We start from the raw sequence: 24597 nt of genomic DNA on the forward strand, positions 1-24597 counted from the left end.
GCAAGGCACATGAAAGCCGATGAAGTTCGCGGCCTCAGCGCCGACCAGCTCAAGGACAAGCTCGCCGATCTGAAGAAGGAGCAGTTCAACCTGCGCTTCCAGAAGGCAACTGGCCAGCTGGAGAAGTCCTCGCGCATCAACGAAGTCCGCAAGGACATCGCCCGCGTTAAAACCATTGCCCGCCAGAAGGCGGCAGAAGCCAAGGCCTAAGGAAGAATAATATGCCGAAACGCATTCTGCAGGGCGTCGTAGTGTCCGACAAGAACGAGAAGACTGTCGTGGTCCGGGTTGAGCGTCGATTCGCTCACCCGCTCATGCAAAAGACCGTTCGTCGTTCGAAGAAGTACAAGGCGCACGACGAAAACAATCAGTATAAGGTCGGCGATGTCGTTTCCATCGAGGAATGCGCACCGATTTCCAAGGACAAGCGCTGGACGGTCGTTTCCGCCCAGGCTTAATTTCATCAGAATCGCGCCAGGTCTCTTGTACTTGGCGCGGAATCCTGTATGAAGCAGCGCAAGGACGCTCGTGACCCGGGCGTCTTTTGCTTTGATGCGCACGGAAGGTCCTTCGGGAAACCACCCTGTCACGACATTTCCGCGCAAAAAAAGAGATATTCATAAGCTGGGGCAGGGGGCTCGCTCGGGAGAGTTTGCCCAACCGTTCCGGTAACAACAAGAAGGCGACCTGACATGATTCAGATGCAAACAAACCTCGACGTGGCGGATAATTCCGGCGCACGTCGTGTCATGTGCATCAAGGTGCTGGGCGGCTCGAAGCGCAAATATGCTTCTGTTGGCGACATTATTGTCGTTTCCATCAAGGAAGCTATTCCGCGCGGCCGCGTCAAGAAGGGCGACGTGATGAAGGCGGTTGTCGTGCGCACCGCCAAGGACATCCGCCGCGCTGACGGCAGCGTCATCCGTTTCGATAACAACGCAGCCGTTCTTATCGACAACAAGAAAGAGCCCATCGGCACCCGTATCTTCGGACCGGTTCCGCGCGAACTTCGCGCCAAGAACCACATGAAGATCATCTCGCTGGCTCCGGAAGTACTGTAAGGAGCGTATGCGATGCAGAAGATTCGTAAAGGCGACAAGGTTGTCGTATTGACCGGTAAGGACAAGGGCCGTACCGGCGAAGTAATCCAGGTTTTGCCGAAGGAAGATCGGGCCGTTGTGCGTGGCGTCAACATGGTGAAGCGTCACCAGCGCCAGACCCAGGCCCAGGAAGCCGGCATCATCAACAAGGAAGCATCCTTGCACATCTCCAACATCGCCATCGTCGACAAGGATGGCAAGCCGACCCGCGTTGGCTTCTCGGTTGTGGATGGCAAGAAGGTCCGTGTGGCCAAGCGTTCGGGAGAAGTGATCGATGGCTGATAAGTACGAGCCGCGTCTCAAGACGGAATACGTTTCCCGTATCCGTGGCGCCATGCAGGAGAAGTTCTCCTACGCGAACGTCATGATGATCCCGAAGCTTGAAAAGATCGTGATCAACATGGGCGTCGGCGAAGCAACCGCCGACTCCAAGAAGCCCACCATCGCTGCCGGTGACCTGGCTGCGATTGCCGGCCAGAAGCCGGTGGTTACCCGCGCTCGCAACTCGATCGCAGGTTTCAAGGTTCGCGAAGGCATGCCGATCGGTGCGAAGGTTACCCTTCGTGGCGCCCGCATGTACGAATTCCTTGATCGTCTGGTCAACATCGCGCTGCCGCGCGTTCGCGACTTCCGGGGCCTGAACCCGAAGAGCTTTGACGGCCGTGGCAACTTCGCCATGGGCATCAAGGAACACATTGTGTTCCCTGAGATCAACTACGATAAGGTTGATCAGATGTGGGGCATGGACATCATCGTTTGCACGACGGCGACGTCGGACGACGAAGCTCGGGCTCTGCTGACAGAGTTCAACTTCCCGTTCCGTCACTAACCGTAACGACGAGCGTAGAAAAGGAACTCCGATATGGCGAAAACAAGCGCAGTTGAAAAGAACAAGCGCCGCCGCAAGTCGGTCGCCCAGCAGGCCGCCAAGCGCGCCGCACTGAAGGCGATCGTGATGAACCAGTCCCTTCCGATCGAAGAGCGGTTCAAGGCCACCCTGAAGCTCGCTTCGCTGCCGCGTGACGGCTCGAAGACGCGTATCCGCAACCGCTGCGAAGTAACGGGCCGTCCGCGCGCGTTCTATCGCAAGCTCAAGATGTCGCGTATCGCGCTTCGTGAGCTGGGCAATTCCGGCAAGGTGCCGGGCATTGTCAAGTCGAGCTGGTAAGGAGACGGGCACATGACCATGACTGATCCTTTGGGTGATATGCTCACCCGCATCCGCAATGGTGCTGCTCGCCGCAAGTCTTCGGTAAGCACGCCTGCTTCCAGCCTGCGCGCACGCGTTCTCGACGTGCTGCAGTCTGAGGGCTACATCCGCGGTTATTCCAAGGTCGATTTTGAAAACGGCAAGTCCGAATTCACGATCGAGCTGAAGTACTACGAAGGCGCGTCGGTGATCCGTGAGATCGGCCGCGTGTCCAAGCCGGGCCGCCGGGTTTATGTCTCGGTAAAGTCCATTCCGCAGGTCGCGAACGGCCTCGGCATCACCATCCTTTCGACTCCGAAGGGCGTGATGGCCGATCACCAGGCTCGCGAACAGAACGTTGGTGGCGAGGTTCTTTGCTCGGTCTTCTAAGACCCGAGCAAGGATCTCCATAACGAACAGACAGGATTGAATAATGTCTCGTATCGGTAAAAAGCCCGTTCCGGTTCCCGCAGGTGTGACGGCCAATGTCGACGGCCAGAAGGTCACTGCGAAGGGCCCGAAGGGCGAGCTGTTTTTCGTCGCTAACGACGACATCCAGCTGAAGCTCGAAGATAACGGCGTTTCCGTAACGCCGGCAAACGGCACCAAGGAAGCTCGTTCGAAGTGGGGCATGTCCCGCACGATGATCGAGAACATCTTCAAGGGTGTTAAGGACGGCTATGAGCGCAAGCTCGAAATCAATGGCGTTGGTTACCGTGCCGCCATGCAGGGCAAGAACCTGCAGCTGGCTCTCGGCTTCTCCCACGACGTTGTTTACGAGCCGCCGGTCGGCATCACCATTGCCGTGCCGAAGCCGACGGAAATCATCGTTTCCGGCATCAACAAGCAGCAGGTTGGCCAGGTAGCCGCGGAAATCCGCGAATACCGCGGTCCCGAGCCCTACAAGGGCAAGGGCGTGAAATACGCTGAAGAGCGTATTGTCCGCAAAGAAGGCAAGAAGAAGTAAGGATCACGCGAAATGGCTAGCAGGAAAGAAGCACTTGCACGTCGCGCGAGCCGTGTGCGCCGCCAGATCAAGGCGGTTGCCAACGGCCGCCCGCGCCTGTCGGTTCATCGCTCGTCGAAGAACATCTACGCCCAGATCATCGATGACGTTGCTGGCAAGACGCTTGCGTCCGCCTCCACGCTCGAAGCCGATCTGCGCGGCTCGCTCAAGACCGGCGCCGACGTTGCAGCAGCAACCGTTGTTGGCAAGCTGGTTGCCGAGCGTGGCGTCAAGGCTGGCGTCAAGGATGTCGTATTCGACCGTGGCGCGTTCATCTATCACGGCCGCATCAAGGCCCTGGCAGACGCTGCCCGCGAAGGCGGTCTGAACTTCTGATTTTTTTCCGCCCGGACAATGATCCGGGCGGAATTTCACCGGACCATGCGGATCTCTTCATTGAGGCCGCTGGTCTTTTCGTTTGCCGTTCCACCCGCAAAAGAAAAAGGACAAGGACAATGGCACAGGATAAAAGAGGTTCTCGCGAAGATCGCCAGAACCGCGAAGAGCGCGATAGCGAATTCGTCGACAAGCTGGTCGCGATCAACCGCGTTGCAAAGGTTGTTAAGGGTGGCCGTCGTTTCGGTTTCGCCGCTCTCGTCGTCGTTGGCGACCAGAAGGGCCGCGTTGGCTTCGGTCACGGCAAGGCTCGTGAAGTTCCGGAAGCGATCCGCAAGGCAACTGAAAGCGCAAAGCGCGATCTGATCTTCGTTCCGCTGCGCGATGGCCGCACGCTGCACCACGACGTCAATGGCCGTCACGGCGCAGGTAAGGTTCTGCTGCGTTCGGCCAAGGCCGGTACCGGTATCATCGCCGGTGGTCCGATGCGCGCCGTTTTCGAAACGCTCGGCGTTCATGACGTTGTTGCGAAGTCGACCGGTTCGTCGAACCCGTACAACATGGTTCGCGCCACGTTCGACGCTCTGAAGCATCAGGTTCATCCGAAGGACATCGCTGCACAGCGCGGTCTGAAATATGCGACCCTTCAGGCTCGTCGTGCCGCTTCCGGCAACGCTTCTGAAGAATAAGGAGCTGGATCATGGCCAAGAAAACTACTGAAGCCAAGAAGACTGTCACGGTCGAACAGATCGGCAGCCCTATTCGCCGCCCGGCAATCCAGCGTCAGACGCTGGTCGGTCTGGGTCTCAACAAGATGCATCGTCAGCGCACCCTGGAAGACACTCCGGCGGTTCGCGGCATGATCCGTGCGGTCCAGCATCTCGTTCGCGTCGTTGACGAGAAGTGAGACGGAGTAACCTATCATGAAACTCAATGAAATCAGAGACAACGAAGGCGCCTCCAAGGATCGTATCCGCGTAGGTCGCGGTATCGGTTCCGGCAAGGGCAAGACCGGTGGTCGCGGTGTGAAGGGTCAGAAGGCTCGTTCCGGCGTCGCCATCAACGGCTTCGAAGGCGGTCAGATGCCCATCTACCGTCGTCTGCCGAAGCGCGGTTTCAACAACATCTTCGCTTCCGAATATGTTGTCGTATCGCTCGGCCGCATTCAGACCGCCATCGACGCCAAGAAGCTTGACGCTTCCGCAACGATCGATGCCGCTGCTCTCAAGGCTGCCGGCGTTATCCGCCGCGCCAAGGACGGCGTACGCATTCTCGCCGACGGCGAGCTGAAGGCCAAGGTCGCTTTCGAAGTTGCCGGTGCTTCCAAGCCCGCAATCGAAAAGATCGAAAAGGCTGGCGGCTCGATCAAGCTTCTCGCAGTTGCAGCAGAAGCCGCCGAGTAATATATAGACTTCAGACGCCCGGGGCATCGTCGCTCCGGGCGTTTGCGCTCCCTGGCCACTGGTGCTTTCGATCTAAATCGATTTATAGAGGCATCAGGGCAATCTCTTCGCGGTGTGCTTTCACGGCCCCGCTTGCGGCAGAAAGTGCTGCAGGGAGAGCCTCACAGTTCTTGAACTTCCGTAGGGGAGGGGATAGGACATAAAAAACAGGGTGAGGCATGATGGCGGCCAAGAGCCGCATTCGTCCGAAGCCCGGTTTTGACCAGTATCTTTTAGACCTTTCCGCATTGGCCGGTGTTGCTGGCTGGCAAGGGTCATTCGGAGAAATTTATGGCTTCAGCAGCGGAACAACTGGCTTCGAACCTGAATTTTTCGACCTTCGCTAAGGCGGAGGATCTGAAAAAGCGTCTCTGGTTTACTCTTGCCGCACTTCTCGTCTACCGTCTCGGCACCCATATTCCGCTTCCGGGCCTCAACCCCGAAGCCTATGCGCAGGCCTTCCGTGGCCAGGCCAACGGTATTCTCGGTCTTTTCAACATGTTTGCGGGTGGCGCTGTCGAGCGCATGGCGATCTTCGCGCTTGGCATCATGCCTTACATCTCCGCTTCGATCATCGTGCAGCTCATGACCTCGGTCGTGCCCTCGCTCGAAGCGTTGAAGAAGGAAGGCGAAGCCGGCCGCAAGATCATCAACCAGTACACCCGCTACGGCACGGTACTGCTCGGCACGCTGCAGGCCTATGGCATTGCGGTCGGCCTTGAAAGCGGCAATGGTCTCGTGGTCGATCCAGGCTGGTTCTTCCGCATTTCCACCGTCATCACGCTGCTCGGCGGCACGATGTTCCTGATGTGGCTCGGCGAGCAGATCACCTCGCGCGGTATCGGCAATGGTATTTCGCTGATCATCTTCGCGGGCATCGCCGCAGGCCTGCCCAAGGCTCTGGCCGGCACGCTGGAACTCGGCCGTACCGGTGCGCTTTCGACCCCGCTCATCCTCACGGTTGTTGTGGTCGCCATCGGCGTCATCGCGCTCATCGTCTTTGTGGAGCGCGCCCAGCGCCGTCTGTTGATCCAATATCCGAAGCGACAGGTCGGCAATCGGATGTTCCAGGGCGATACCTCGCATCTGCCGCTGAAGCTCAACACGGCCGGCGTCATTCCCGCGATCTTTGCATCGTCGCTTCTGCTTCTGCCGGCAACGGCCGCAGGTTTTGCCGGCAACACCAACCTGCCGACATGGGCGACCTCGATCATCGCGTCGCTGCAGCACGGCCAGCCGCTGTTCATGGCGCTCTACGGCCTGCTGATCGCGTTCTTCGCCTTCTTCTACACGGCGATCGTGTTCAATCCGAAGGATACGGCTGACAATCTCAAGAAGCATGGCGGCTTCATTCCGGGTATCCGTCCGGGTGAGCGCACCGCGGAGTACATCGATTACGTCCTGACCCGCATCACCGTGGTCGGCGCGATTTATCTGGTCTTCGTCTGTATCCTTCCTGAGACACTTATCGCACGTACGGGCATTCCATTAGCCCTTGGTGGTACTTCGCTTTTGATCGTTGTCAGTGTAACTCTGGATACGGTTGCGCAGATCCAGGGTCACCTGATCGCCCAGCAGTATGAAGGTCTGATCAAGAAGTCGAAGTTGCGTGGAGGAAAGAGGGGACGATGAGACTGATATTTTTGGGTCCGCCGGGTGCGGGCAAGGGAACCCAGGCCAAGCGGCTGACTGACAAATACGGGATCCCGCAGCTTTCCACCGGTGACATGCTGCGCGCTGCGGTCAGCGCGGGCACCGAAATCGGCAAGCGCGCCAAGGCCGTCATGGATGCCGGCGGGCTCGTTTCCGACGATATCGTCAATCAGATCGTTTCCGAACGCATCGAAGCTGCTGACTGTGCCAAGGGCTTTATTCTCGACGGCTATCCGCGCACCGTTCCGCAGGCCAAGGCGCTTGCCGACAACATGCGGAAGAAGAATCTGGTCCTCGATGCCGTCATCGAACTGAAGGTGGACGAAGAGGCGTTGATTCGCCGAATCGAAAACCGCGTCGCAGAAACCATTGCCGCCGGCGGCACGGTTCGCTCGGATGACAATCCGGAAGCTTTCCGCAAACGCCTGACGGAATATCGCGAAAAGACCGCGCCGCTGTCTGCCTATTACAGCGAACAGGGCGAGCTGGTGACGCTGGATGGCATGGCCGATGTCGATGCCGTCACCGAGGCCATCGAGCGCGTTCTCGAGAAGGCCTCTGCCTGATCGAGGGAATGGATGGGTGAGGACTGTTGCGTTCTTGCCCATGTTCCTTTTTCGAAGGGCGGCTGATCCTTTGGATCGTAAAAGAATCTTGGCGGAGCCGGTTGCTTTTTTGCGCTGATTCCGTTAAACACCGCGCCAACTCGCGACATCCCAAGCGACTGGCGCGGATTTCCCTTAGGGAAGGGAGATCCGGGTTCGGTCGTTTTGACTTGTCACGGACACCAATTTGAACTGGCGGTCTTGTCGGCCGCTCAAATGGAATCACCACTTGCCGGATGGCAACTGGAACCAAGGAGAAGAGACGTGGCACGTATCGCTGGCGTCAACATCCCGACTGCGAAGCGCGTTGTTATTGCGCTGACCTACATTCACGGGATTGGTCCGAAATTCGCGCAGGAAATCATGGACAAGGTCGGTCTTCCGGCTGACAAGCGCGTTCATCAGCTGACGGATGCTGAAGTTCTTCAGATCCGTGAAGCCATCGACCGCGACTACCAGGTTGAAGGTGACCTGCGTCGTGAGACCTCGATGAACATCAAGCGTCTGATGGACCTCGGTTGCTACCGCGGCCTGCGTCACCGTCGTGGCCTTCCGGTCCGCGGTCAGCGCACGCACACCAACGCCCGCACCCGCAAGGGTCCGGCGAAGGCTATCGCTGGTAAGAAGAAGTAATTTTCCGGTTCTCCGGAAAGGGGAGGCTGGTGCAGTCCGCGCCAGCCTTTCTGAGTTTGGCGTGAGGCTCCGATGGGGCTGATCGCCGGTGTAGCCGCTGGTGTTACGGCGGTGAAGAGATCAATGAAAGGTATAAAATGGCCAAGGAAGCCGCACGTATTCGCCGTCGCGAACGTAAAAACATCACGTCGGGCGTCGCGCACGTCAACTCGACCTTCAACAACACGATGATCACCATCACCGACGCACAGGGCAACGCCATTGCCTGGTCGTCCGCTGGTGCCAAGGGCTTCAAGGGTTCGCGTAAGTCGACCCCGTTCGCTGCCCAGATCGCTGCTGAAGATTGCGCGAAGAAGGCTCAGGAACACGGCATGAAGTCGCTTGAAGTTGAAGTTTGCGGTCCGGGTTCCGGCCGCGAATCGGCACTTCGCGCCCTGCAGGCTGCCGGTTTCATGATCACTTCCATTCGCGACGTGACGCCGATCCCGCACAATGGTTGCCGTCCGCGCAAGAAGCGCCGCGTCTGACGCGACCGTGGTTCGGAAATTCCGCCTTACCTCAGGTCTGGCGGAATTTTCGTGTATCTGGCGTGTGCGCGTCGATTTCGATCGACGGACTTGCGCTCAAGAACCCACTGATGAACCACTGAATTCGGTTCCTCTCGGTGTTTTCATGCTCGGTCCGTCACGATTGGATGGTGGCGGCGAACGGAAGGTTTAAAGATGATTCAGAAGAACTGGCAGGAACTTATCAAGCCGAACAAGGTCGAGTTCACCTCGTCCAGCCGCACCAAGGCAACGCTGGTTGCCGAGCCGCTGGAACGTGGTTTCGGTCTTACCCTCGGCAACGCGCTGCGTCGCGTTCTGTTGTCTTCTCTGCGTGGCGCCGCTGTAACGGCCGTGCAGATCGACGGTGTCCTGCATGAATTCTCCTCCATCCCCGGCGTTCGGGAAGATGTGACGGATATCGTGCTCAACATCAAGGAAATCGCCATCAAGATGGACGGCGATGATTCCAAGCGCATGGTCGTGCGCAAGCAGGGCCCGGGCGCCGTAACCGCTGGTGACATCCAGACGGTTGGCGACATCGAGATCCTGAACCCCGACCACGTGATCTGCACGCTCGACGATGGCGCTGAAATCCGCATGGAATTCACCGTCAACAACGGCAAGGGTTACGTACCGGCTGAGCGCAACCGCGCGGAAGATGCCCCGATCGGCCTCATTCCGGTGGACAGCCTCTATTCTCCGGTCAAGAAAGTGTCCTACAAGGTGGAAAACACCCGTGAAGGCCAGGTTCTCGACTATGACAAGCTGATCATGACGATCGAGACCAACGGTTCGGTTTCCGGCGAAGACGCCGTTGCTTTCGCCGCTCGCATTCTTCAGGACCAGCTGGGCGTCTTCGTCAACTTCGACGAGCCGCAGAAGGAAGCAGAAGAAGAATCGGTTACCGAACTCGCGTTCAACCCGGCGCTTCTCAAGAAGGTCGACGAGCTCGAACTGTCCGTTCGTTCGGCTAACTGCCTGAAGAACGACAATATCGTTTATATCGGCGACCTGATCCAGAAGACCGAAGCCGAAATGCTCCGCACGCCGAACTTTGGTCGCAAGTCGCTGAACGAAATCAAGGAAGTTCTCGCTTCCATGGGTCTGCACCTCGGCATGGAAGTGCCGGCATGGCCGCCTGAGAACATCGAAGATCTCGCAAAGCGTTACGAAGACCAGTACTGAGCAGCATGAGGAAAAGTGTGAAGCGGTTTTCCGCCCGCATGCTGCGACAGAAAACAAGTCAATCAAAAAGGCAGACCCTTTAAAGACTGCCTTTCCCCGTCAAACAGCAGATAAGTCATCTGCATGTGCCAGGAAACGGCAGGCCTTAGAGAAGGAACCTGCGTAGAAGGAGAATAGCAATGCGCCACGGTAATTCAGGCCGCAAGCTCAATAGAACCGCCAGCCACCGCAAGGCAATGTTTGCCAACATGGCTGCTTCGCTCATCACCCATGAGCAGATCGTCACCACGCTTCCGAAGGCGAAGGAAATTCGCCCGATCGTTGAGAAGCTCGTCACTCTCGGCAAGCGCGGCGACCTGCACGCTCGTCGTCAGGCGATTTCGCAGATCAAGGATCAGGACGCCGTTCGCAAGCTGTTCGACGCGATCGCTTCGCGTTACGCAACGCGCAATGGCGGCTACCTGCGTATCATGAAGGCCGGCTTCCGCCAGGGCGACAATGCCGCTCTCGCCGTCATCGAATTCGTCGAGCGCGACGTTGACGCCAAGGGCGCAGCCGACAAGGCTCGCGTTGCTGCAGAAGCTGCTGCTGCCGAAGCTGCATAAGGTTTGACGCCGTTCAGGCGTCACTAGTTAAAAAGCCGGGTGAGAGATCACCCGGCTTTTTGCGTTGGTGTTTTCTTCAGGGCTGGCGACAGTTCAGATGCCGGCTGATTTAACCAAGAAGATCGGCGATGGGCGCGAGCATGAAGAATCGGTCGGAAGCGTGACGCGCCCGCCAAAGAACTTGCAGGTCTTCTTCTTTGATTTCATCCATCTCGATACGCTCGACAAGCCTTGCAAGGGCTCGTTGATGTGTGCCGGTCAAGGTTCTGGCAATGTGAGAGGGACAGAAAGCCGCGTCGTTTGCCATTGCATCGAATATCTGCGAAAGCGCAACTCGACCGCTGAGGGAAATTTCAACGTCGTAAGATGTCTGCCGGTTTCGACCAGTCGGTTTCATGATTTTGACTGGGGTCGGAGAGGGCTCCTGTCAGCGCGTTTTCCTCGCTTCCGCGCCATAATCGAAGGCCGCACCAGTCGATAACCCAGCAACAGCACCATCGTGCTGATGTAAAACACCGGTTCTAGCGTGATCGACTTCCGCGCCAGCACGAAATGCAGCACGCCGACGATGAGCACGAGATAAACGAGTTTATGCAGCGTGTTCCAGCGGCTGCCGAGTTTACGGATCGACCAGCGGTTGGAGGTAAGCGCCAGCGGAATGAGCATGATCAGCCCCGCCATGCCGAGCATGATATAGGGGCGTTTCAGAATATCGCCGGCGATGGAGCCGAGCATCAGGCCGCGATCCAGCACCAGATAGACGGTGAAATGGGCGAGCACATAATAAAAGGCGATCAGGCCCAGCGCCCGGCGATAGGCGATTAGATTGATGTTGAAGAGATCGCGCAGCGGTGTCACCAGCAGGCCGAGGCACAGAAAGCGCAACGCCCAGATACCGAGCAGGTGCTCGAAATCCTTGACCGGGTTGAAGCCGAGGCCGCCGGTTGCGGCGAGGTAGAAATACCAGAGGCCCGGACAGAGGCCGATCACATAAAGCGACCAGACGGCCGCCGGCTGGTAACGCTTCGGCAGCGAGGGAAGGGGCAGGGCAAAAGCCATGGTCAATAATTCGCCTTCAGGTCCATGCCCGAATAAAGACTCGCGACGTCGTCATAACCGTTGAACATCAGGGTGGGGCGGTTCTGCGTGCCGAAAAAGCCGCCTTCGCCGATGCGCTGTTCCGTCGCCTGGCTCCAGCGCGGATGATCCACATGCGGATTGACGTTGGAGTAGAAGCCATATTCGCGGGCGTTGGAATTTTTCCAGGTCGTTTCCGGTTGTTTCTCGGTGAGCGAAATGCGGACGATGGATTTGATGCCCTTGAAACCGTATTTCCACGGGACGACAAGGCGGATCGGTGCGCCGTTCTGGTTCGGCAGGGTCTCGCCATAGAGCCCGACGGCGAGAATGGTGAGCGGATGGCGCGCTTCATCAAGACGCAGGCCCTCGACATAGGGCCAAGACAGAGGCTGGAAAAGGCCGCTCTGGCCCGGCATCTCGTCCGGCCGCACGACGGTTTCGAAGGAAACGTATTTCGCGCTGCCCAGCGGCTCTACCTTATCGAGCAGCGTGGCGAGCGGGAAACCGATCCACGGAATGACCATCGACCAGCCCTCGACGCAGCGCATACGATAGGTGCGCTCCTCCAGTGGATATTTCATCAGCTCTTCAATGCCGAATTCCTGTGGTTTGGAAACGAGGCCATCCACCTTCACCGTCCAGGGGGTTGGCTTGAACTTGCCGGAATTTTCCTTCGGGTCGGATTTTCCGACGCCGAATTCGTAGAAATTATTATAGCTGGTAACAGCGTCGAGCGGGGTGAGCTTCTCATCCAGCTTATAGGCGCCGGGTTTTGCGGAAAGCGGCGCGGCAATGGCCTCACGCCCGGCCAGCCCTATGGCAGCAAGACCTGCCGCCGTTCCGAGGAAGTTGCGTCGGGACAGATAAAAGGATTTGGGCGTTATCTCTGACGACGCGATATGGGGCGGACGATAGGCGGGCATAAAAACCTCCACAAAAGCCGGGTGCATCGGCGATAAATCGATTATGATAGCCAATACGGTCGCTGCACAGATATGTTTCAGCGCTCTCAGGAAAAACAGTGCTGAACAGGTGGAAATCGCGCATTTGTGATGGCATGTCCTTTTTCAGCGGAGCCGGAGAGGGGCGTACCGTACCGAACCGTACTGTTTTGCCCCAAGGTGACAGTGACAGGGCTTGCGGTTTGCGCTAGAAAAACCGCAAAATAGGGCGAAAGGCCGTTTTGACCGCGCTGCGGAAGACGCGTCTTCGCCCAAGAGATTGAGGAAAACACCATGCCAGCCTATCGCTCCAGAACGACAACCCACGGCCGCAACATGGCGGGCGCGCGCGGCCTTTGGCGCGCCACCGGCATGAAGGACAGCGATTTCGGCAAGCCGATCATCGCGGTGGTCAATTCCTTCACGCAGTTCGTGCCGGGCCATGTGCATCTGAAGGATCTCGGCCAGCTGGTTGCCCGCGAAATCGAAGCGGCCGGCGGTGTTGCCAAGGAATTCAACACCATCGCGGTCGATGACGGTATCGCCATGGGCCATGACGGCATGCTCTATTCGCTGCCGTCGCGCGAGATCATCGCGGATTCGGTGGAATATATGGTCAATGCCCATTGCGCCGATGCCATGGTGTGCATTTCCAACTGCGACAAGATCACCCCCGGCATGCTGAATGCGGCGATGCGCCTCAACATCCCCGCCGTCTTCGTCTCCGGCGGCCCGATGGAGGCCGGCAAGGTCGTCCTGCACGGCAAGACTGTCGCGCTCGATCTGGTCGACGCCATGGTGGCTGCCGCCGACGACAAGGTCTCCGACGAGGACGTCAAGGTCATCGAGCGTTCGGCCTGCCCGACCTGCGGTTCCTGCTCCGGCATGTTCACCGCCAATTCGATGAACTGTCTGACCGAGGCGCTGGGTCTGTCGCTGCCCGGCAACGGTTCGACACTCGCCACCCATTCCGATCGCAAGCGGCTGTTCGTCGAGGCCGGCCATCTGATCGTCGATCTGGCGCGCCGTTATTACGAGCAGGAGGACGAAACCGTTCTGCCGCGCACCATCGCCAACAAGGCGGCGTTCGAAAACGCCATGTCGCTGGATATCGCCATGGGCGGCTCCACCAATACGGTGCTGCATATTCTGGCGGCGGCGCATGAGGGCGGCGTCGATTTCGGCATGGAAGACATCGACCGTCTTTCCCGCAAGGTTCCCTGCCTTTCCAAGGTCGCGCCTGCCAAGCAGGACGTGCACATGGAAGACGTTCACCGCGCCGGCGGCATCATGCGTATTCTCGGCGAGCTGGAACGCGGCGGCCTCATCAATCGCGATACCTATACCGTTCATGAGGCGACGCTGGGCGACGCCATCGACCGCTGGGACATCACCCGCACCAACAGCGAGACGGTGCGTCAGTTCTTCAAGGCGGCTCCGGGCGGCGTGCCGACGCAGGTGGCCTTCAGCCAGTCCTCGCGCTGGGACGATCTCGATACGGACGGCGAAAACGGCGTCATCCGCTCGGTTGAAAAGCCTTTCTCCAAGGATGGCGGTCTCGCCGTGCTTTACGGCAACATCGCGCTCGACGGCTGCATCGTGAAGACGGCGGGTGTCGATGAATCCATCCTGAAATTCAATGGTTCGGCAGTGGTCTATGAAAGCCAGGATGCCGCCGTGAAGGGCATTCTCGGCAACGAGGTCAAGGCCGGCGACGTCGTCGTCATCCGTTATGAAGGGCCGAAGGGCGGGCCGGGCATGCAGGAAATGCTCTATCCGACCAGCTATCTGAAATCCAAGGGCCTCGGCAAAGCCTGCGCGCTGATCACCGATGGCCGTTTTTCGGGTGGCACCTCGGGTCTTTCCATCGGTCACGCCTCGCCGGAAGCGGCACAGGGCGGCGCCATCGGCCTCGTGCGCCAGGGCGACCTGATCGAGATCGACATTCCGAACCGCACCATCAACCTGAAGGTCACCGATGCGGAACTGGCTTCGCGCCGGGCCGAGCAGGAAGAAAAGGGCTGGAAGCCGGAAGCACCGCGCAAGCGCAATGTCACCACGGCGCTGAAGGCCTATGCCGCCTTTGCGTCAAGCGCTGACAAGGGTGCTGTGCGGATTCTGCCGGAGTAAGCTGTCGTTCAGACGGTTTCCGGTGGAGGGCGAAGTACGCCGCCTCTCCTCCGTCATCCTCGCCCTTGAGGCGAGGATCCATAAGCCGCTAACGTCATGGGATCCTCGGGTCAAGCCCGAGGATGACGTTGAGGCGGGGGCGGATTTATCGTCCCAATCAGCCGCTCTTTCGGGCGGCTTTTTGCTGTCATTTCGGTGGCTGTAGCGTCGCGGTTCAGAAACAGATTCAATTGCCTCAGAGGATGATTCTCCAAAAGCGGCCAACATGCTGTTTTTCATTTATAAATTCGCACGCCTTCAACTACTTGCGCGCCATCCTCGCAGTCACATTGGAGTGATGTTCGGTCACCAGACCTTTTCCAACGTGGCGCGATGCCTAACTTCAGCATCATGAAAAGACGAACCGCACTCGCCGTCATCGCTTCCCTGCCTTTTACCCGGCTTGCCGACGCGCAAAGCTCGGGCAATGGCATCCGTTTCGATCCGTTGCTGAGGGATGCGGATGCGCTTTCCAGCCTCAAGGCCGTCATCATCAGCATCGATGGTGGGGAGATCGCGAGTCGGGCCTATCACGGCGCCAGTTTGAACGGCTCCACCAATATCAAGTCAGCGTCAAAATCGATCATTTCGGCGCTCGTCGGCATGGCCATCGATCGCAAGATTCTCGAAGGCGCCGACCAGCCGATTGCGACCGTTCTGCGCGGCGATTTTCCGCAAAAGCCCGATCCCAGGCTGGAACGGATCACTGTCGGCAATCTGCTTTCCATGCAGTCTGGCCTTGAGCGCATGTCCGGGCCGAATTACGGCCGCTGGGTCGCCAGCCGCAACTGGGTGAGAATGGCGCTGGGTTCCGGTTTTGCCGGAGAGCCGGGCGGCGGCATGCTTTATTCCACCGGCTCCACGCATCTGCTCTCGGCGATCCTGACAAAAGCGTCGGGCCGTTCGACACTGTCGCTTGCGCGCGACTGGTTCCGTCCGCTCGAAGGATTTTCCATCGGCGGCTGGGAGCGCGATCCGCAGGGCATCTATCTCGGCGGTAACCAGATGGCGATGACGGCGCGGTCTTTGCTGGCCTTCGGGGAGCTTTACCGCCTGGGTGGCGTGACACCCGGCGGTCAGCGGTTGATTTCGCAGAGCTGGATCGATGAGTCATGGCGGCAGCGAACAAATTCCGTCTTTAACGGCGACGGCTATGGCTATTGCTGGTTCATCAAGGAGATGGCGGGTGAGACGGTTTATTACGCCTGGGGTTATGGCGGACAGATGCTCTATATCGTGCCCGCCAGACGGCTATCGGTCGTGATGACCTCCCGCGAGGACGCACCTTCCGCCCGAACCGGTTATCGCGACCAGCTGCATGGCCTTATGGAGAACATCATCCGGGCGGTTTGAGGAGGTCAGAGCGGCCGGTTGATACTCTGGAATGCCTCTCCGAGACGTTTCATGCGTTCCTCGTAGGCGCTGGTAAGGCAGGCAACGTCCGCTGCGCATTCCTGGCGTTTCTTCAGCCACTGGCTCTGCTCGTCGCGCAGCGTGTCGCGTGCGCCCATGGCCATCAACTGGGTAAGGATGTCGAAGGTGGTGGCCATCTTAACATCCTGATCGTTCAGGGTGCGGTTGTCGCAGATGGCCTTTTCATCCGCGGCCAGATCGGTCTTTGCGCAATCGAAGCTCGCCGCGCTGGCCAGCGAAACAAAAGAGGGGGCGAGGAGGATGCCGCAGGCAAGGAGGATCGGTTTCAGATGCATGGGTCGTCTCTTTTAACGGAAAGTCAGATGCCGGTGAAACCGAAAAGGGGCGCGGTTGGTTCCAATGGCGCCAGCCTATCCATGCCTGGAAAAGGACGGCCATCATCTTGCCGCTCTTTGCTTTACAGGCTTTGGCGTTATAACTCCATCATACTGATGACGATGAGGAATCACATGCGAAGCGTGTTGAAGTATCTGTCCACCGGCCTTCTCGCCGCACTCATTCTCCTGCCCGTGGGTGCTGCGGCGCAGGATAACAGGACCGTGCCGGCGAGCCACACGGAAATGCAGCTTTCCTTCGCGCCGCTGGTCAAGCGCACCGCAGGCGCGGTGGTGAATGTCTATGCCGAGCGCGTCGTGCAGCGGCGTCTGTCGCCCTTTGCCGGTGATCCTTTCTTCGAACAGTTCTTCGGCCAGCAGATGCCGAACCGCACGGAAAAGCAGTCGTCGCTCGGCTCCGGCGTGATCGTGACCGCCGGCGGCCTCGTGGTGACCAACAATCACGTCATCGACGGTGCTGACGACATCAAGGTGGCGCTGGCGGATGGGCGCGAGTTCTCCTCCAAGGTGCTGCTGAAAGATGACCGCGTCGATCTCGCCATTCTGCAGATCGATGCGAAGGAGCAGTTCCCGGTGCTGTCGCTCGGCAATTCCGATGCGATTGAGGTGGGCGATCTGGTGCTGGCCATCGGCAACCCCTTCGGTGTCGGCCAGACGGTGACGAGCGGCATCGTCTCGGGTCTGGCGCGCAACCAGGTGACAAAGGGTGATTTCGGCTTCTTTATTCAGACTGACGCCTCCATCAATCCCGGTAATTCCGGCGGCGCGCTGATGAACATGGCGGGTGAGCTGATCGGCATCAATACGGCTATCTTCTCCAAGGGCGGCGGCTCGAATGGCATCGGTTTCGCCATTCCGGCCAATCTGGTCCGGGTTTTCGTGGCTGCCGCCGAGCGCGGTGACGCGAACTTCCAGCGGCCCTATATCGGCGCGACTTTCGATCCCGTGACTTCGGATGTCGCCGAAGCGCTTGGCCTGCACCGCGCCCGTGGCGCGCTTGTCGTCAGCGTCGTCAAGGGAGGGCCGGCCGAAAAGGCGGGTATCGAGCCCGGACAGGTCGTTACCGCCGTCAATGGTTTCGAGGTGGAACATCCGGATGCGCTGGGTTATCGCCTGACGACCGCCGGTATCGGCAAATCCGCCGAACTGACTGTCATGGACAAGGGCAAAGAGGAGAAGCTGACCATCGCGCTCGATACGGCGCCGGAGACCGCACCGCGCGATGAACGCCTGATCGAGGGCCGCAACCCCTTCGCCGGCGCGACTGTCGCCAATCTTTCACCCAAGCTTGCCGATGAATTGCGCATGCCCTCGCAGGTGACGGGCGTTGTCATCACCGATGTGAAGCGCGGTTCCCCGGCCTATCGTGTCGGTTTCCAGCCGAAGGACGTGATCCTGTCGCTGAATGGTGAGGATATCGGCTCGACGGCTGCGGTCGAGAAGGCGCTGGACGATAATCCCGGCTTCTGGCGGGTGGAAATCCTGCGTGACGGGCAGCGCATCCGGCAGTTCCTGCGATGAGCGACGATCTCTTCGCCCCGCAAGTGCCCGTGGAGGTCGCCAACCGGCGGCCTCTCGCCGATCGCCTGCGTCCGAAAACGCTGGCGGAGGTGAGCGGGCAGCCGCATCTGACGGGCGAGGAGGGCGTTCTGCGCCGCATGATCGACAGTGGCTCACTGGGATCGATGATCTTCTGGGGGCCGCCCGGCACCGGCAAGACCACGGTTGCCCGCTTGCTTTCCGGCGAGGCGGGGCTTGCCTTCGAGCAGATCTCGGCGATTTTTTCCGGTGTTGCCGATCTCAAGAAGGTTTTTGAAGCGGCGCGCACAAGGCGGATGAATGGCCGGCAGACGCTGCTTTTCGTGGACGAGATTCATCGTTTCAACCGCGCCCAGCAGGACAGTTTCCTGCCTGTCATGGAAGACGGCACCATTATTCTGGTGGGCGCCACCACCGAAAACCCGTCTTTCGAACTCAATGCCGCTCTCTTGTCGCGGGCGCGTGTGTTGACATTCCGCTCGCATGACGAGGAGAGCCTGAGCGAGCTTCTGAAGCGCGCCGAAGAGGCGGAGGGTAAGCCCCTGCCGCTGACGGAAGAGGCGCGGGCGAGCCTGATCCGCATGGCCGATGGCGATGGCCGTGCCGTGCTGACCCTTGCCGAAGAGGTCTGGCGCGCGGCGCGGAAAGACGAGATATTCGACACGGAAGGGCTGACGCGTATCGTGCAGCGCCGCGCCCCGGTTTACGACAAGAGCCAGGACGGCCACTACAATCTCATTTCCGCGCTGCATAAGTCCGTGCGCGGTTCGGACCCGGATGCGGCGCTTTATTATCTCGCCCGCATGTTCGATGCCGGTGAAGACCCGCTTTATCTCGGGCGGCGGCTGGTGCGCATGGCGGTGGAGGATATCGGCCTTGCCGACCCACAGGCGCTGGCGGTCTGCAACGCCGCCAAGGACGCCTATGATTATCTCGGTTCGCCCGAGGGTGAGCTGGCGCTGGCGCAGGCTTGCGTTTATCTCGCCACTGCGCCGAAATCGAACGCCGTCTATACCGCCTTCAAGGCGGCGATGCGGGCGGCCAAGGAAAACGGCTCGCTGGTGCCGCCGAAACATATTCTGAATGCGCCGACCAAGCTCATGAAGGGCGAGGGTTATAGCGATGGTTACCGTTACGATCACGACGAGCCGGACGCCTTTTCCGGGCAGGATTATTTCCCCGAAAAAATGGGGCGCACGACCTTTTACGATCCGCCAGACCGGGGTTTCGAAAGGGAGATCCGCAAGCGTCTGGACTGGTGGGCGAAGCTGCGCCGGGAGCGGGAATCGCGCTAGATTTTACGCGGTTTGATCCGAAAACCCTATTGCGGCCGATCTTGAGAAAAAGATTCAGGGTGCTGGCAAAAAGAGTCGCGAAACCGCGATAACCCACTGTTTTTAAAGGAAATCAGGATGCCTTGCGATGTGGTGCCGCCTGCGGCTGCGCGGGCAGCATCTTGACCGAGGATTCGGCGAGACCGCTATGGCCTTCGGCATCGATCACCAGATGCCAGTGCAATGTTTCGGGAATGGCGATGCGGATCGGTGATTTTTTCGCGACGCCGCCGAGATATTTGAAATCCAGCAATTCGGTGAAACGCTGGAAATTCGCGCCCGTCATCAGCCGGACATTGTTGACGGCCGACAGGGATATTTCAATGACCGTGCCTGCCCGCAATTCCTTCAGGTCATAATGCGTATAGCGGAAATTCGGCCGGGCCATCGCGCGCCTCCCTGTAAAGTATTTCGGTCAAAGAGGATAGGAGCCACACGGTTAACGGTGTCTTTAAATGCCGCCGGCCGGTTTGAAAATTCATGGCTGTTGTGCCTGTCCGGAATGGTGTCGCCATGAAGGACGGGCATATAAGAATAATACCAACGTATAATATGTGTATTTAATAATAATAAATTTTTTGCCTTTAACATCGGCTGGTCGAAGTGCATCAGCGACGTTGAGGGGGAACATGAAAAACGTAACAATATCTATGCGCCTTTATGCGCTGGTCGCATTGTTTCTGGCAATACTGGCCGCGGCCCTGACATTCAGCCTGTTTGAAAGCTACCATGAAATGGAGCGCGAACGGAAAGCCGGGCTTGCGGCAATGAACGAAACCGCTGTTGCCATTCTCGATCAATATTACCGGCTGGAGCAGGGCGGAAGCCTGACGCGGGAGGCGGCGCAACAGCAGGCCAAGACGACCATTGCGGCCATGCGCTACGGCAATGGCAGCGGCTATTTCTGGATCAACGACATGCATCCCAAAATGGTGATGCATCCGATCAAACCGGAAATGAACGGCACGGACCTTACCGCCAACAAGGACCCGAACGGCAAGGCGCTGTTCGTCGAGTTCGTGAACACGGTCAAGGCGGGCGGCAAGGGTTTTGTCGACTATTACTGGCCGAAGCCCGGTGCGCCGGAGCCGGTCGAGAAATTTTCCCATGTCGCCGGTTTCGCCCCCTGGGGCTGGATTGTCGGCACCGGTGTTTATGTTGACGATCTTGAAGCGGTGTTCTGGCGCGACGTTTATTTTACTGGCGGTCTGTGCATCGCCGCAGGTCTTCTGGTTGTCGGCGTGGCTGCAGCCGTCGTGCGCAGCGTAACGCGGCCGATCGACCTCATCCGCCAAAGCATGCGGCGGATCGCCGATGGTGACGGCGCGGCGGATATCCAGTTCGCCGACCGGCGCAATGAAATCGGCGCGATTGCCAAGACGCTGCTGGTATTGCGCGACAGTGTCAATGAGCGCAGCGCGCTGCAGGCCCGCGAGGCGGATCAGCAGCGGGCGCTGGAGGCGGAGCGGCATGGTAACGAGATGGTTCTGCGCTCCGCATCCGAGCGGCAGGCACATGCCATGGAGCAACTGGGCAATGCGCTCGAAGCGCTAGCTAATGGCGATCTGACCGTTTCACTCAGAGATATTGGCGCGGATTACGAAAAGCTGCGCATGGACTTCAACCGTGCCGTCGGTGCGCTGCACGGTGCGATCGAGGCGATTGCCAGAACCGGCCATGTGGTCAATGACAGCGCCTCCGACATCAGCGGCGCGACCGGCAATCTTTCCCGCCGCACCGAACAGCAGGCGGCGGCTCTGGAGGAGACGGCGGCCGCGCTGGACGAGATTACCGCCACGGTGCGCACCGCTTCCGAGCGTGCCAACGAAGCCCGGCAGATGGTGCAGGACACGAAAACCAGCGCCGGCCGCTCGGGCGAGATCGTCCGCAATGCCGTCGAAGCCATGGGCCGTATCGAGGAATCTTCGAAACGCATCGGCCAGATCATCTCGGTCATCGATGAAATCGCCTTCCAGACCAATCTTCTGGCGCTGAATGCCGGTGTGGAAGCGGCGCGTGCGGGCGAGGCCGGGCGTGGTTTTGCGGTGGTGGCGCAAGAGGTTCGCGAACTGGCGCAACGTTCCGCCAATGCGGCCAAGGAAATCAAGACCCTCATCAATCGTTCGGCGGAAGAGGTCGGCGGCGGTGTCGCACTTGTGCGCTCGACGGGCGATGCGCTGGATGAGATCGTGGCGCTGGTCAACCGCGTCGATGGCCACGTCAACTCCATCGCCACGGCCGCGCGCGAGCAGGCGACCGGCCTGCAGGAGATCAACACCTCCGTCAACCACATGGACCAGATGACACAGCAGAATGCCGCCATGGTGGAAGAAACGACGGCGGCCAGCCAGACGCTCGCCGAGGAAAGCCGCCAGCTGCGCTCGCTGCTTTCGCGTTTCGAACTTGGACAGGGCGCCGGGCGCGAGGTTTCGCGGGCGGCGTGATTTTCATGGTGTGGAGCTGATCGGGGAATTTCTTTCCGTCATTCCGGCCCTGAGCCGGAATCCAGTCCACGCGTCTGCGTGGCGAAAGGACTCTTCTCAGCCCAAGGACTTGGGCTGGCTGGATGCTGGCTCAAGGCCGGCATGACGGAGGAAAAGAGCGTCGCTTAAGAGGCGCCATGCCTTGCGGATGAGTGCCGAGATTGATTGGCGCAGCTTGACAGCGCCCTTTCTTTTTTGAGTGCCATAGCACCAGCCATTCGTTATTTCCCGCAACCAATAAGGTTTCGTTTACCTCATTTCTTTAAAATTTAGCCTGTATTGCCGCGAATAGCGGCCGCTGAAGGTACAGGTTCTCGTATGGCGTATGTTTCCCTTCCGCGTCGTCTTGTGACGTTGCTGTTGATTTCCACGGTCATGGTGTCGTGTTCGGCGGAAGGCCTCGTGCCGCCGGCGGAAGTGGACGGCACCACGCGCGTCAGCGCCATCCGCTCCTCGCGGCAGCAGGGTTACAGCGCGCCGGCAGGTGCGGTGTATCAGGCCGAGCAGGCCGGGCAGGCCGGGCAGGGTACCGACTATCCTGCCGCCGTTTCACAGCCGATGCCGGAGCCTTACGCTTCGCAGGATCCCCTGCTGCAATCGCCGCAGGGCGGGCAGGCTTATTCGACACTCGATTCCCAGCATCAGGCGCGCATGGCGGCCAGTGGCCACACGGCTGCACCGGCGCAGACCATGCAGGGCCAGACGATGCCCGCGCAGCAGATGGCCAGCAACCAGATCGCCGAAGGCGAAGGCGGGGTGAATATGGATTCCATGCTGGGCGTGGAGCCGGTTCGCGGACTTGCCGAAGAACAGGATGCGGATATCGCCGAAGGCGCTTCGGCGCAGCCGGTGGTGGATGGTATCGGCACGGATAATCCCATGGCCGTGCCTCCGGCCCGCCAGACGCAACGGGCCAGCCAATCTCGGCTCGTCCCACCGCCGCCGCTCGGCGCCTCTTCCCGTCGTCAGCCGGTGGAAGAAGTGGCCATGCTGATGCCTGATAATCCGATGGCGGGCGGCGGGCTGCAAAGCAACCGGTCCATGCCGCCCGGCGTCATGCCACCTTCCGAAGTTGCCTGCCGTTCTGAGCTGCGCCGCCTCGGTGTCGCTTTCCGCGATGTCGCGCGTATTGCCGATGGTCCAACCTGCGGTATCGACTATCCGATCGAACTCAGCGGTCTCGCCAGCGGCGTCGCCGTCCGGCCGGCGGTGAAGCTCAATTGTCAGGTCACGCTTGCCTTTGCGAAATGGGTGAAGTTCGAACTCGTGCCATCCTCGCGCTTCCGTTATCTCTCGGGCGTCGGCCGCATCACGCCGATGGGCGGATATTCCTGCCGCAAGATGAATTCGCGCTCCAGCAACCCGTGGTCGGAACACGCACGCGGTAATGCCATCGATATCGGCACCATCACGCTGAAGAACGGCAAGGAAATCGATGTTCGCAAGAAGAGCTTCTTCGCTTTCCGCGAAAAGGCGCTGCTGAAGGCTGTCAGATCGGACAGCTGTAAATATTTCTCGACCGTTCTCGGGCCGGGCAGCGATCCCAACCACTGGAACCATTTTCACTTCGACTTGCGCACGCGCAAGTCAGGTTACAGGCATTGTGACTAGGGATTTGGATGTGGCGGGTATTATGGTGCACGACGATATTTTGTGCGGTGCTCCCCTCACTTGTTATGGTGCGTTATATCAAAAACCTCCGTCATTCCGGCCTTGAGCCGGAATCCAGTCAGCTCAAGTCCTTGAGCTGAAAAGAGTCTTTCCGCCGCGCAGACGCGTGTCGCCTGGATTCCGGCTCAAGTGTACCCCGCAATAACAGATGGCAGGTAGAGCATATCCCGTCATTTCCTGTCACTGCCCGTCAATCCGTGTCCAATACACTGATTTAAATGGCAAAAACCGCCAATGCGGGCGGGTCGACTGGTCAGGTTAGAAAACACGATGCGCGAGAACGTTTGGCGGTAAGTGAGGGATAGCAAAAAATTATGGTCACGCTAACTCGCTGAAAAATAACAGGTTGAGCGCAAAAAAGTGGAAAGAGATTTTGGCATTTAAAAGCGCGTTTTCCACTTATCCTTTCCTTCTTAAAAATCAATAACTTCCTCCAAAGCTTCAACTTCGAGGACTGCCCATAAGCGGAAAATTTCAAAACCGCCTTAAAAGGTGCGTACGGCGGAATAAACCCTGCCGACCACGTGCATTTTCTCAAGACGATCCTTTGTGACGTTGCGAGTAGGATATCGGTCTCTGTTATCGGAAATTAGATCGATCGTGCCATCTGGAAGACGCTCAATCCTCTTTACCATTAGGTCACCGTCGAGATCAAAAACGTAAATGCACCCATGACGGATTTCCAGCTTCGATGTGTCTACCACCATAGCCGATCCATTTGGGATTGTTGGGTACATGCTATCGCCGTCTGCGAAGAGAACAACTGCGTAGCCTGGGTTAACGCCAATCTCGCGCAACCATCCTCGATCGAACGCCACGACACTTGTGCTCTGCTGATTGGGGGATACAGACCCAGCACCTGCGGAAGGTCGAACCTCGCCGTAGGCTGGTATCGTTACTAGGTCAGAGCTTTCTATGCCATTCTTGGTGACGGGCGCGGGTCTAAAGGCCGTGACGTTGTCCGAGGGCAAGGCGACATCCGAAATCGATTCGCCTGAAACTAGCCAGTTGATATCGACACCCGTCTCTCGACGCAGATGCGCCAAGAACTTGGCATCCGGTATGCGCTCATCCCGCTCATAGTTCCCCAATGTACTATCTGAAACGCCTAGCTTTTTAGCAAAGCTAAGGCGTGAAACTCCAGGATGCAGAAGCGCCAAGCGCTCACCGATGGTCTCATTTTGGGTCATAATATCCGCACGTTTGAAATTACTCCTTGAAAATATCCCAAACGTGTCTATTCTCCCATTCATGCGAACCGCAACAGCGCTTCGCTTTTGCGATGAACAAAACCTTAAAAAACGGGCAT

At 58.8% G+C, this 24597-nt stretch carries 31 protein-coding genes; 25 read left to right on the forward strand and 6 right to left on the reverse strand.

The genetic code is table 11. The features are described from left to right. Nucleotides 1-9 precede the first annotated feature (9 nt). From rpmC to rplQ, 19 genes are all read left to right on the forward strand, one after another. The gene (gene rpmC / locus AC5YUO_RS12710; RefSeq protein ID WP_003495193.1) at nt 10-210 is read left to right on the forward strand and encodes a 50S ribosomal protein L29; all 201 of its coding nucleotides are present in this window, start codon (nt 10-12) and stop codon (nt 208-210) included. Between the two features lie 11 nt (nt 211-221). Beyond that, on the forward strand, nt 222-458 hold the full coding sequence (gene rpsQ / locus AC5YUO_RS12715) for a 30S ribosomal protein S17 (protein ID WP_077983837.1): 237 nt from the start codon (nt 222-224) through the stop codon (nt 456-458). Between the two features lie 234 nt (nt 459-692). Further along, nucleotides 693-1061, forward strand: a complete 369-nt coding sequence (rplN, locus tag AC5YUO_RS12720; protein WP_003495199.1) for a 50S ribosomal protein L14 — start codon at nt 693-695, stop codon at nt 1059-1061. A 12-nt stretch (nt 1062-1073) separates the two neighbouring features. Next, complete coding sequence (gene rplX / locus AC5YUO_RS12725) at nt 1074-1382, forward strand: 50S ribosomal protein L24 (protein ID WP_003521006.1); 309 nt, start codon at nt 1074-1076, stop codon at nt 1380-1382. After that, nucleotides 1375-1929 (forward strand): 50S ribosomal protein L5, encoded by a 555-nt coding sequence (rplE, locus tag AC5YUO_RS12730; RefSeq protein ID WP_003495201.1) that lies wholly within the window; start codon nt 1375-1377, stop codon nt 1927-1929. Before rplX ends, rplE begins: the two co-directional genes overlap by 8 nt. 33 nt (nt 1930-1962) lie before the next feature. Further along, on the forward strand, nt 1963-2268 hold the full coding sequence (gene rpsN / locus AC5YUO_RS12735; protein WP_400813424.1) for a 30S ribosomal protein S14: 306 nt from the start codon (nt 1963-1965) through the stop codon (nt 2266-2268). A gap of 12 nt (nt 2269-2280) precedes the next feature. After that, on the forward strand, nt 2281-2679 hold the full coding sequence (gene rpsH / locus AC5YUO_RS12740) for a 30S ribosomal protein S8 (RefSeq protein WP_004442588.1): 399 nt from the start codon (nt 2281-2283) through the stop codon (nt 2677-2679). A gap of 43 nt (nt 2680-2722) precedes the next feature. After that, entirely contained in the window at nt 2723-3256 is a 534-nt protein-coding gene (rplF, locus tag AC5YUO_RS12745) for a 50S ribosomal protein L6 (protein WP_003495204.1), read from the forward strand. 12 nt (nt 3257-3268) lie between these two features. Continuing rightward, nucleotides 3269-3631, forward strand: coding sequence for a 50S ribosomal protein L18 (gene rplR / locus AC5YUO_RS12750; RefSeq protein WP_003521008.1), 363 nt, complete (start codon nt 3269-3271; stop codon nt 3629-3631). A gap of 119 nt (nt 3632-3750) precedes the next feature. Next, on the forward strand, nt 3751-4320 hold the full coding sequence (gene rpsE / locus AC5YUO_RS12755; protein ID WP_035224070.1) for a 30S ribosomal protein S5: 570 nt from the start codon (nt 3751-3753) through the stop codon (nt 4318-4320). A gap of 11 nt (nt 4321-4331) precedes the next feature. Beyond that, nucleotides 4332-4538, forward strand: coding sequence for a 50S ribosomal protein L30 (gene rpmD / locus AC5YUO_RS12760; RefSeq protein ID WP_003495212.1), 207 nt, complete (start codon nt 4332-4334; stop codon nt 4536-4538). 16 nt (nt 4539-4554) lie between these two features. Beyond that, on the forward strand, nt 4555-5034 hold the full coding sequence (gene rplO, locus AC5YUO_RS12765; RefSeq protein ID WP_003521009.1) for a 50S ribosomal protein L15: 480 nt from the start codon (nt 4555-4557) through the stop codon (nt 5032-5034). Nucleotides 5035-5252: 218 nt separating this feature from the next. Next, nucleotides 5253-5420: a hypothetical protein gene (locus tag AC5YUO_RS12770; protein ID WP_269340887.1), complete on the forward strand. Its 168-nt coding sequence runs from the start codon at nt 5253-5255 to the stop codon at nt 5418-5420. Continuing rightward, nucleotides 5365-6705, forward strand: coding sequence for a preprotein translocase subunit SecY (gene secY / locus AC5YUO_RS12775; protein WP_004442582.1), 1341 nt, complete (start codon nt 5365-5367; stop codon nt 6703-6705). Before AC5YUO_RS12770 ends, secY begins: the two co-directional genes overlap by 56 nt. Next, a complete protein-coding gene (locus AC5YUO_RS12780; protein WP_269340890.1) occupies nt 6702-7292 on the forward strand; it encodes an adenylate kinase in 591 nt (196 codons plus the stop codon). Before secY ends, AC5YUO_RS12780 begins: the two co-directional genes overlap by 4 nt. Nucleotides 7293-7595: 303 nt before the next feature. Then, nucleotides 7596-7964, forward strand: a complete 369-nt coding sequence (rpsM, locus tag AC5YUO_RS12785; protein ID WP_003516122.1) for a 30S ribosomal protein S13 — start codon at nt 7596-7598, stop codon at nt 7962-7964. 137 nt (nt 7965-8101) lie between these two features. Then, entirely contained in the window at nt 8102-8491 is a 390-nt protein-coding gene (rpsK, locus tag AC5YUO_RS12790; RefSeq protein ID WP_003521013.1) for a 30S ribosomal protein S11, read from the forward strand. Nucleotides 8492-8686: 195 nt separating this feature from the next. Beyond that, entirely contained in the window at nt 8687-9697 is a 1011-nt protein-coding gene (locus AC5YUO_RS12795; RefSeq protein ID WP_003495228.1) for a DNA-directed RNA polymerase subunit alpha, read from the forward strand. 179 nt (nt 9698-9876) lie between these two features. Next, on the forward strand, nt 9877-10302 hold the full coding sequence (gene rplQ, locus AC5YUO_RS12800) for a 50S ribosomal protein L17 (protein ID WP_496153536.1): 426 nt from the start codon (nt 9877-9879) through the stop codon (nt 10300-10302). 109 nt (nt 10303-10411) lie between these two features. Here rplQ and AC5YUO_RS12805 read toward each other — a convergent pair whose 3' ends face one another. Genes AC5YUO_RS12805 through msrP form a run of 3 tightly spaced genes read right to left on the reverse strand, consistent with a single transcriptional unit; the run spans nt 10412 to nt 12305 of the window. Continuing rightward, nucleotides 10412-10699: a hypothetical protein gene (locus tag AC5YUO_RS12805; protein WP_496153537.1), complete on the reverse strand. Its 288-nt coding sequence runs from the start codon at nt 10697-10699 to the stop codon at nt 10412-10414. Then, complete coding sequence (gene msrQ, locus AC5YUO_RS12810) at nt 10696-11361, reverse strand: protein-methionine-sulfoxide reductase heme-binding subunit MsrQ (RefSeq protein WP_496153538.1); 666 nt, start codon at nt 11359-11361, stop codon at nt 10696-10698. Before msrQ ends, AC5YUO_RS12805 begins: the two co-directional genes overlap by 4 nt. Before the next feature lie 2 nt (nt 11362-11363). Next, nucleotides 11364-12305 (reverse strand): protein-methionine-sulfoxide reductase catalytic subunit MsrP, encoded by a 942-nt coding sequence (gene msrP, locus AC5YUO_RS12815; protein WP_496153539.1) that lies wholly within the window; start codon nt 12303-12305, stop codon nt 11364-11366. 312 nt (nt 12306-12617) lie between these two features. On the opposite strand from msrP, the gene ilvD reads away from it, so the two are divergent. Together ilvD and AC5YUO_RS12825 are read left to right on the forward strand one after the other, a co-directional pair. Then, on the forward strand, nt 12618-14453 hold the full coding sequence (gene ilvD, locus AC5YUO_RS12820) for a dihydroxy-acid dehydratase (RefSeq protein ID WP_400813435.1): 1836 nt from the start codon (nt 12618-12620) through the stop codon (nt 14451-14453). A 390-nt stretch (nt 14454-14843) separates the two neighbouring features. Continuing rightward, complete coding sequence (locus AC5YUO_RS12825; protein ID WP_496153540.1) at nt 14844-15845, forward strand: serine hydrolase domain-containing protein; 1002 nt, start codon at nt 14844-14846, stop codon at nt 15843-15845. 5 nt (nt 15846-15850) lie between these two features. Here AC5YUO_RS12825 and AC5YUO_RS12830 read toward each other — a convergent pair whose 3' ends face one another. After that, a complete protein-coding gene (locus AC5YUO_RS12830) occupies nt 15851-16201 on the reverse strand; it encodes a lysozyme inhibitor LprI family protein (RefSeq protein WP_496153541.1) in 351 nt (116 codons plus the stop codon). Nucleotides 16202-16375: 174 nt separating this feature from the next. Between AC5YUO_RS12830 and AC5YUO_RS12835 the strand changes: the two genes are divergently transcribed. Together AC5YUO_RS12835 and AC5YUO_RS12840 are read left to right on the forward strand one after the other, a co-directional pair. Further along, nucleotides 16376-17782, forward strand: coding sequence for a DegQ family serine endoprotease (locus AC5YUO_RS12835; protein ID WP_496153542.1), 1407 nt, complete (start codon nt 16376-16378; stop codon nt 17780-17782). Continuing rightward, on the forward strand, nt 17779-19095 hold the full coding sequence (locus AC5YUO_RS12840; RefSeq protein ID WP_496153543.1) for a replication-associated recombination protein A: 1317 nt from the start codon (nt 17779-17781) through the stop codon (nt 19093-19095). Before AC5YUO_RS12835 ends, AC5YUO_RS12840 begins: the two co-directional genes overlap by 4 nt. A gap of 112 nt (nt 19096-19207) precedes the next feature. Here the strand turns inward: AC5YUO_RS12840 and AC5YUO_RS12845 are convergent, their stop codons facing one another. Further along, a complete protein-coding gene (locus tag AC5YUO_RS12845; protein ID WP_400813440.1) occupies nt 19208-19522 on the reverse strand; it encodes a DUF1883 domain-containing protein in 315 nt (104 codons plus the stop codon). Between the two features lie 241 nt (nt 19523-19763). Here AC5YUO_RS12845 and AC5YUO_RS12850 point away from each other — a divergent pair, with 241 nt between their 5' ends. Together AC5YUO_RS12850 and AC5YUO_RS12855 are read left to right on the forward strand one after the other, a co-directional pair. Continuing rightward, nucleotides 19764-21578: a methyl-accepting chemotaxis protein gene (locus tag AC5YUO_RS12850; protein ID WP_496153544.1), complete on the forward strand. Its 1815-nt coding sequence runs from the start codon at nt 19764-19766 to the stop codon at nt 21576-21578. Nucleotides 21579-21935: 357 nt separating this feature from the next. Beyond that, a complete protein-coding gene (locus AC5YUO_RS12855) occupies nt 21936-23228 on the forward strand; it encodes an extensin-like domain-containing protein (RefSeq protein WP_496153545.1) in 1293 nt (430 codons plus the stop codon). Nucleotides 23229-23773: 545 nt separating this feature from the next. On the opposite strand, the gene AC5YUO_RS12860 is transcribed toward AC5YUO_RS12855, so the two are convergent. Next, nucleotides 23774-24478, reverse strand: a complete 705-nt coding sequence (locus AC5YUO_RS12860; RefSeq protein ID WP_496153546.1) for an XRE family transcriptional regulator — start codon at nt 24476-24478, stop codon at nt 23774-23776. Nucleotides 24479-24597: the final 119 nt, after the last annotated feature.

The sequence above is a fragment of the Agrobacterium sp. LEGMi-208b genome (assembly GCF_059511785.1).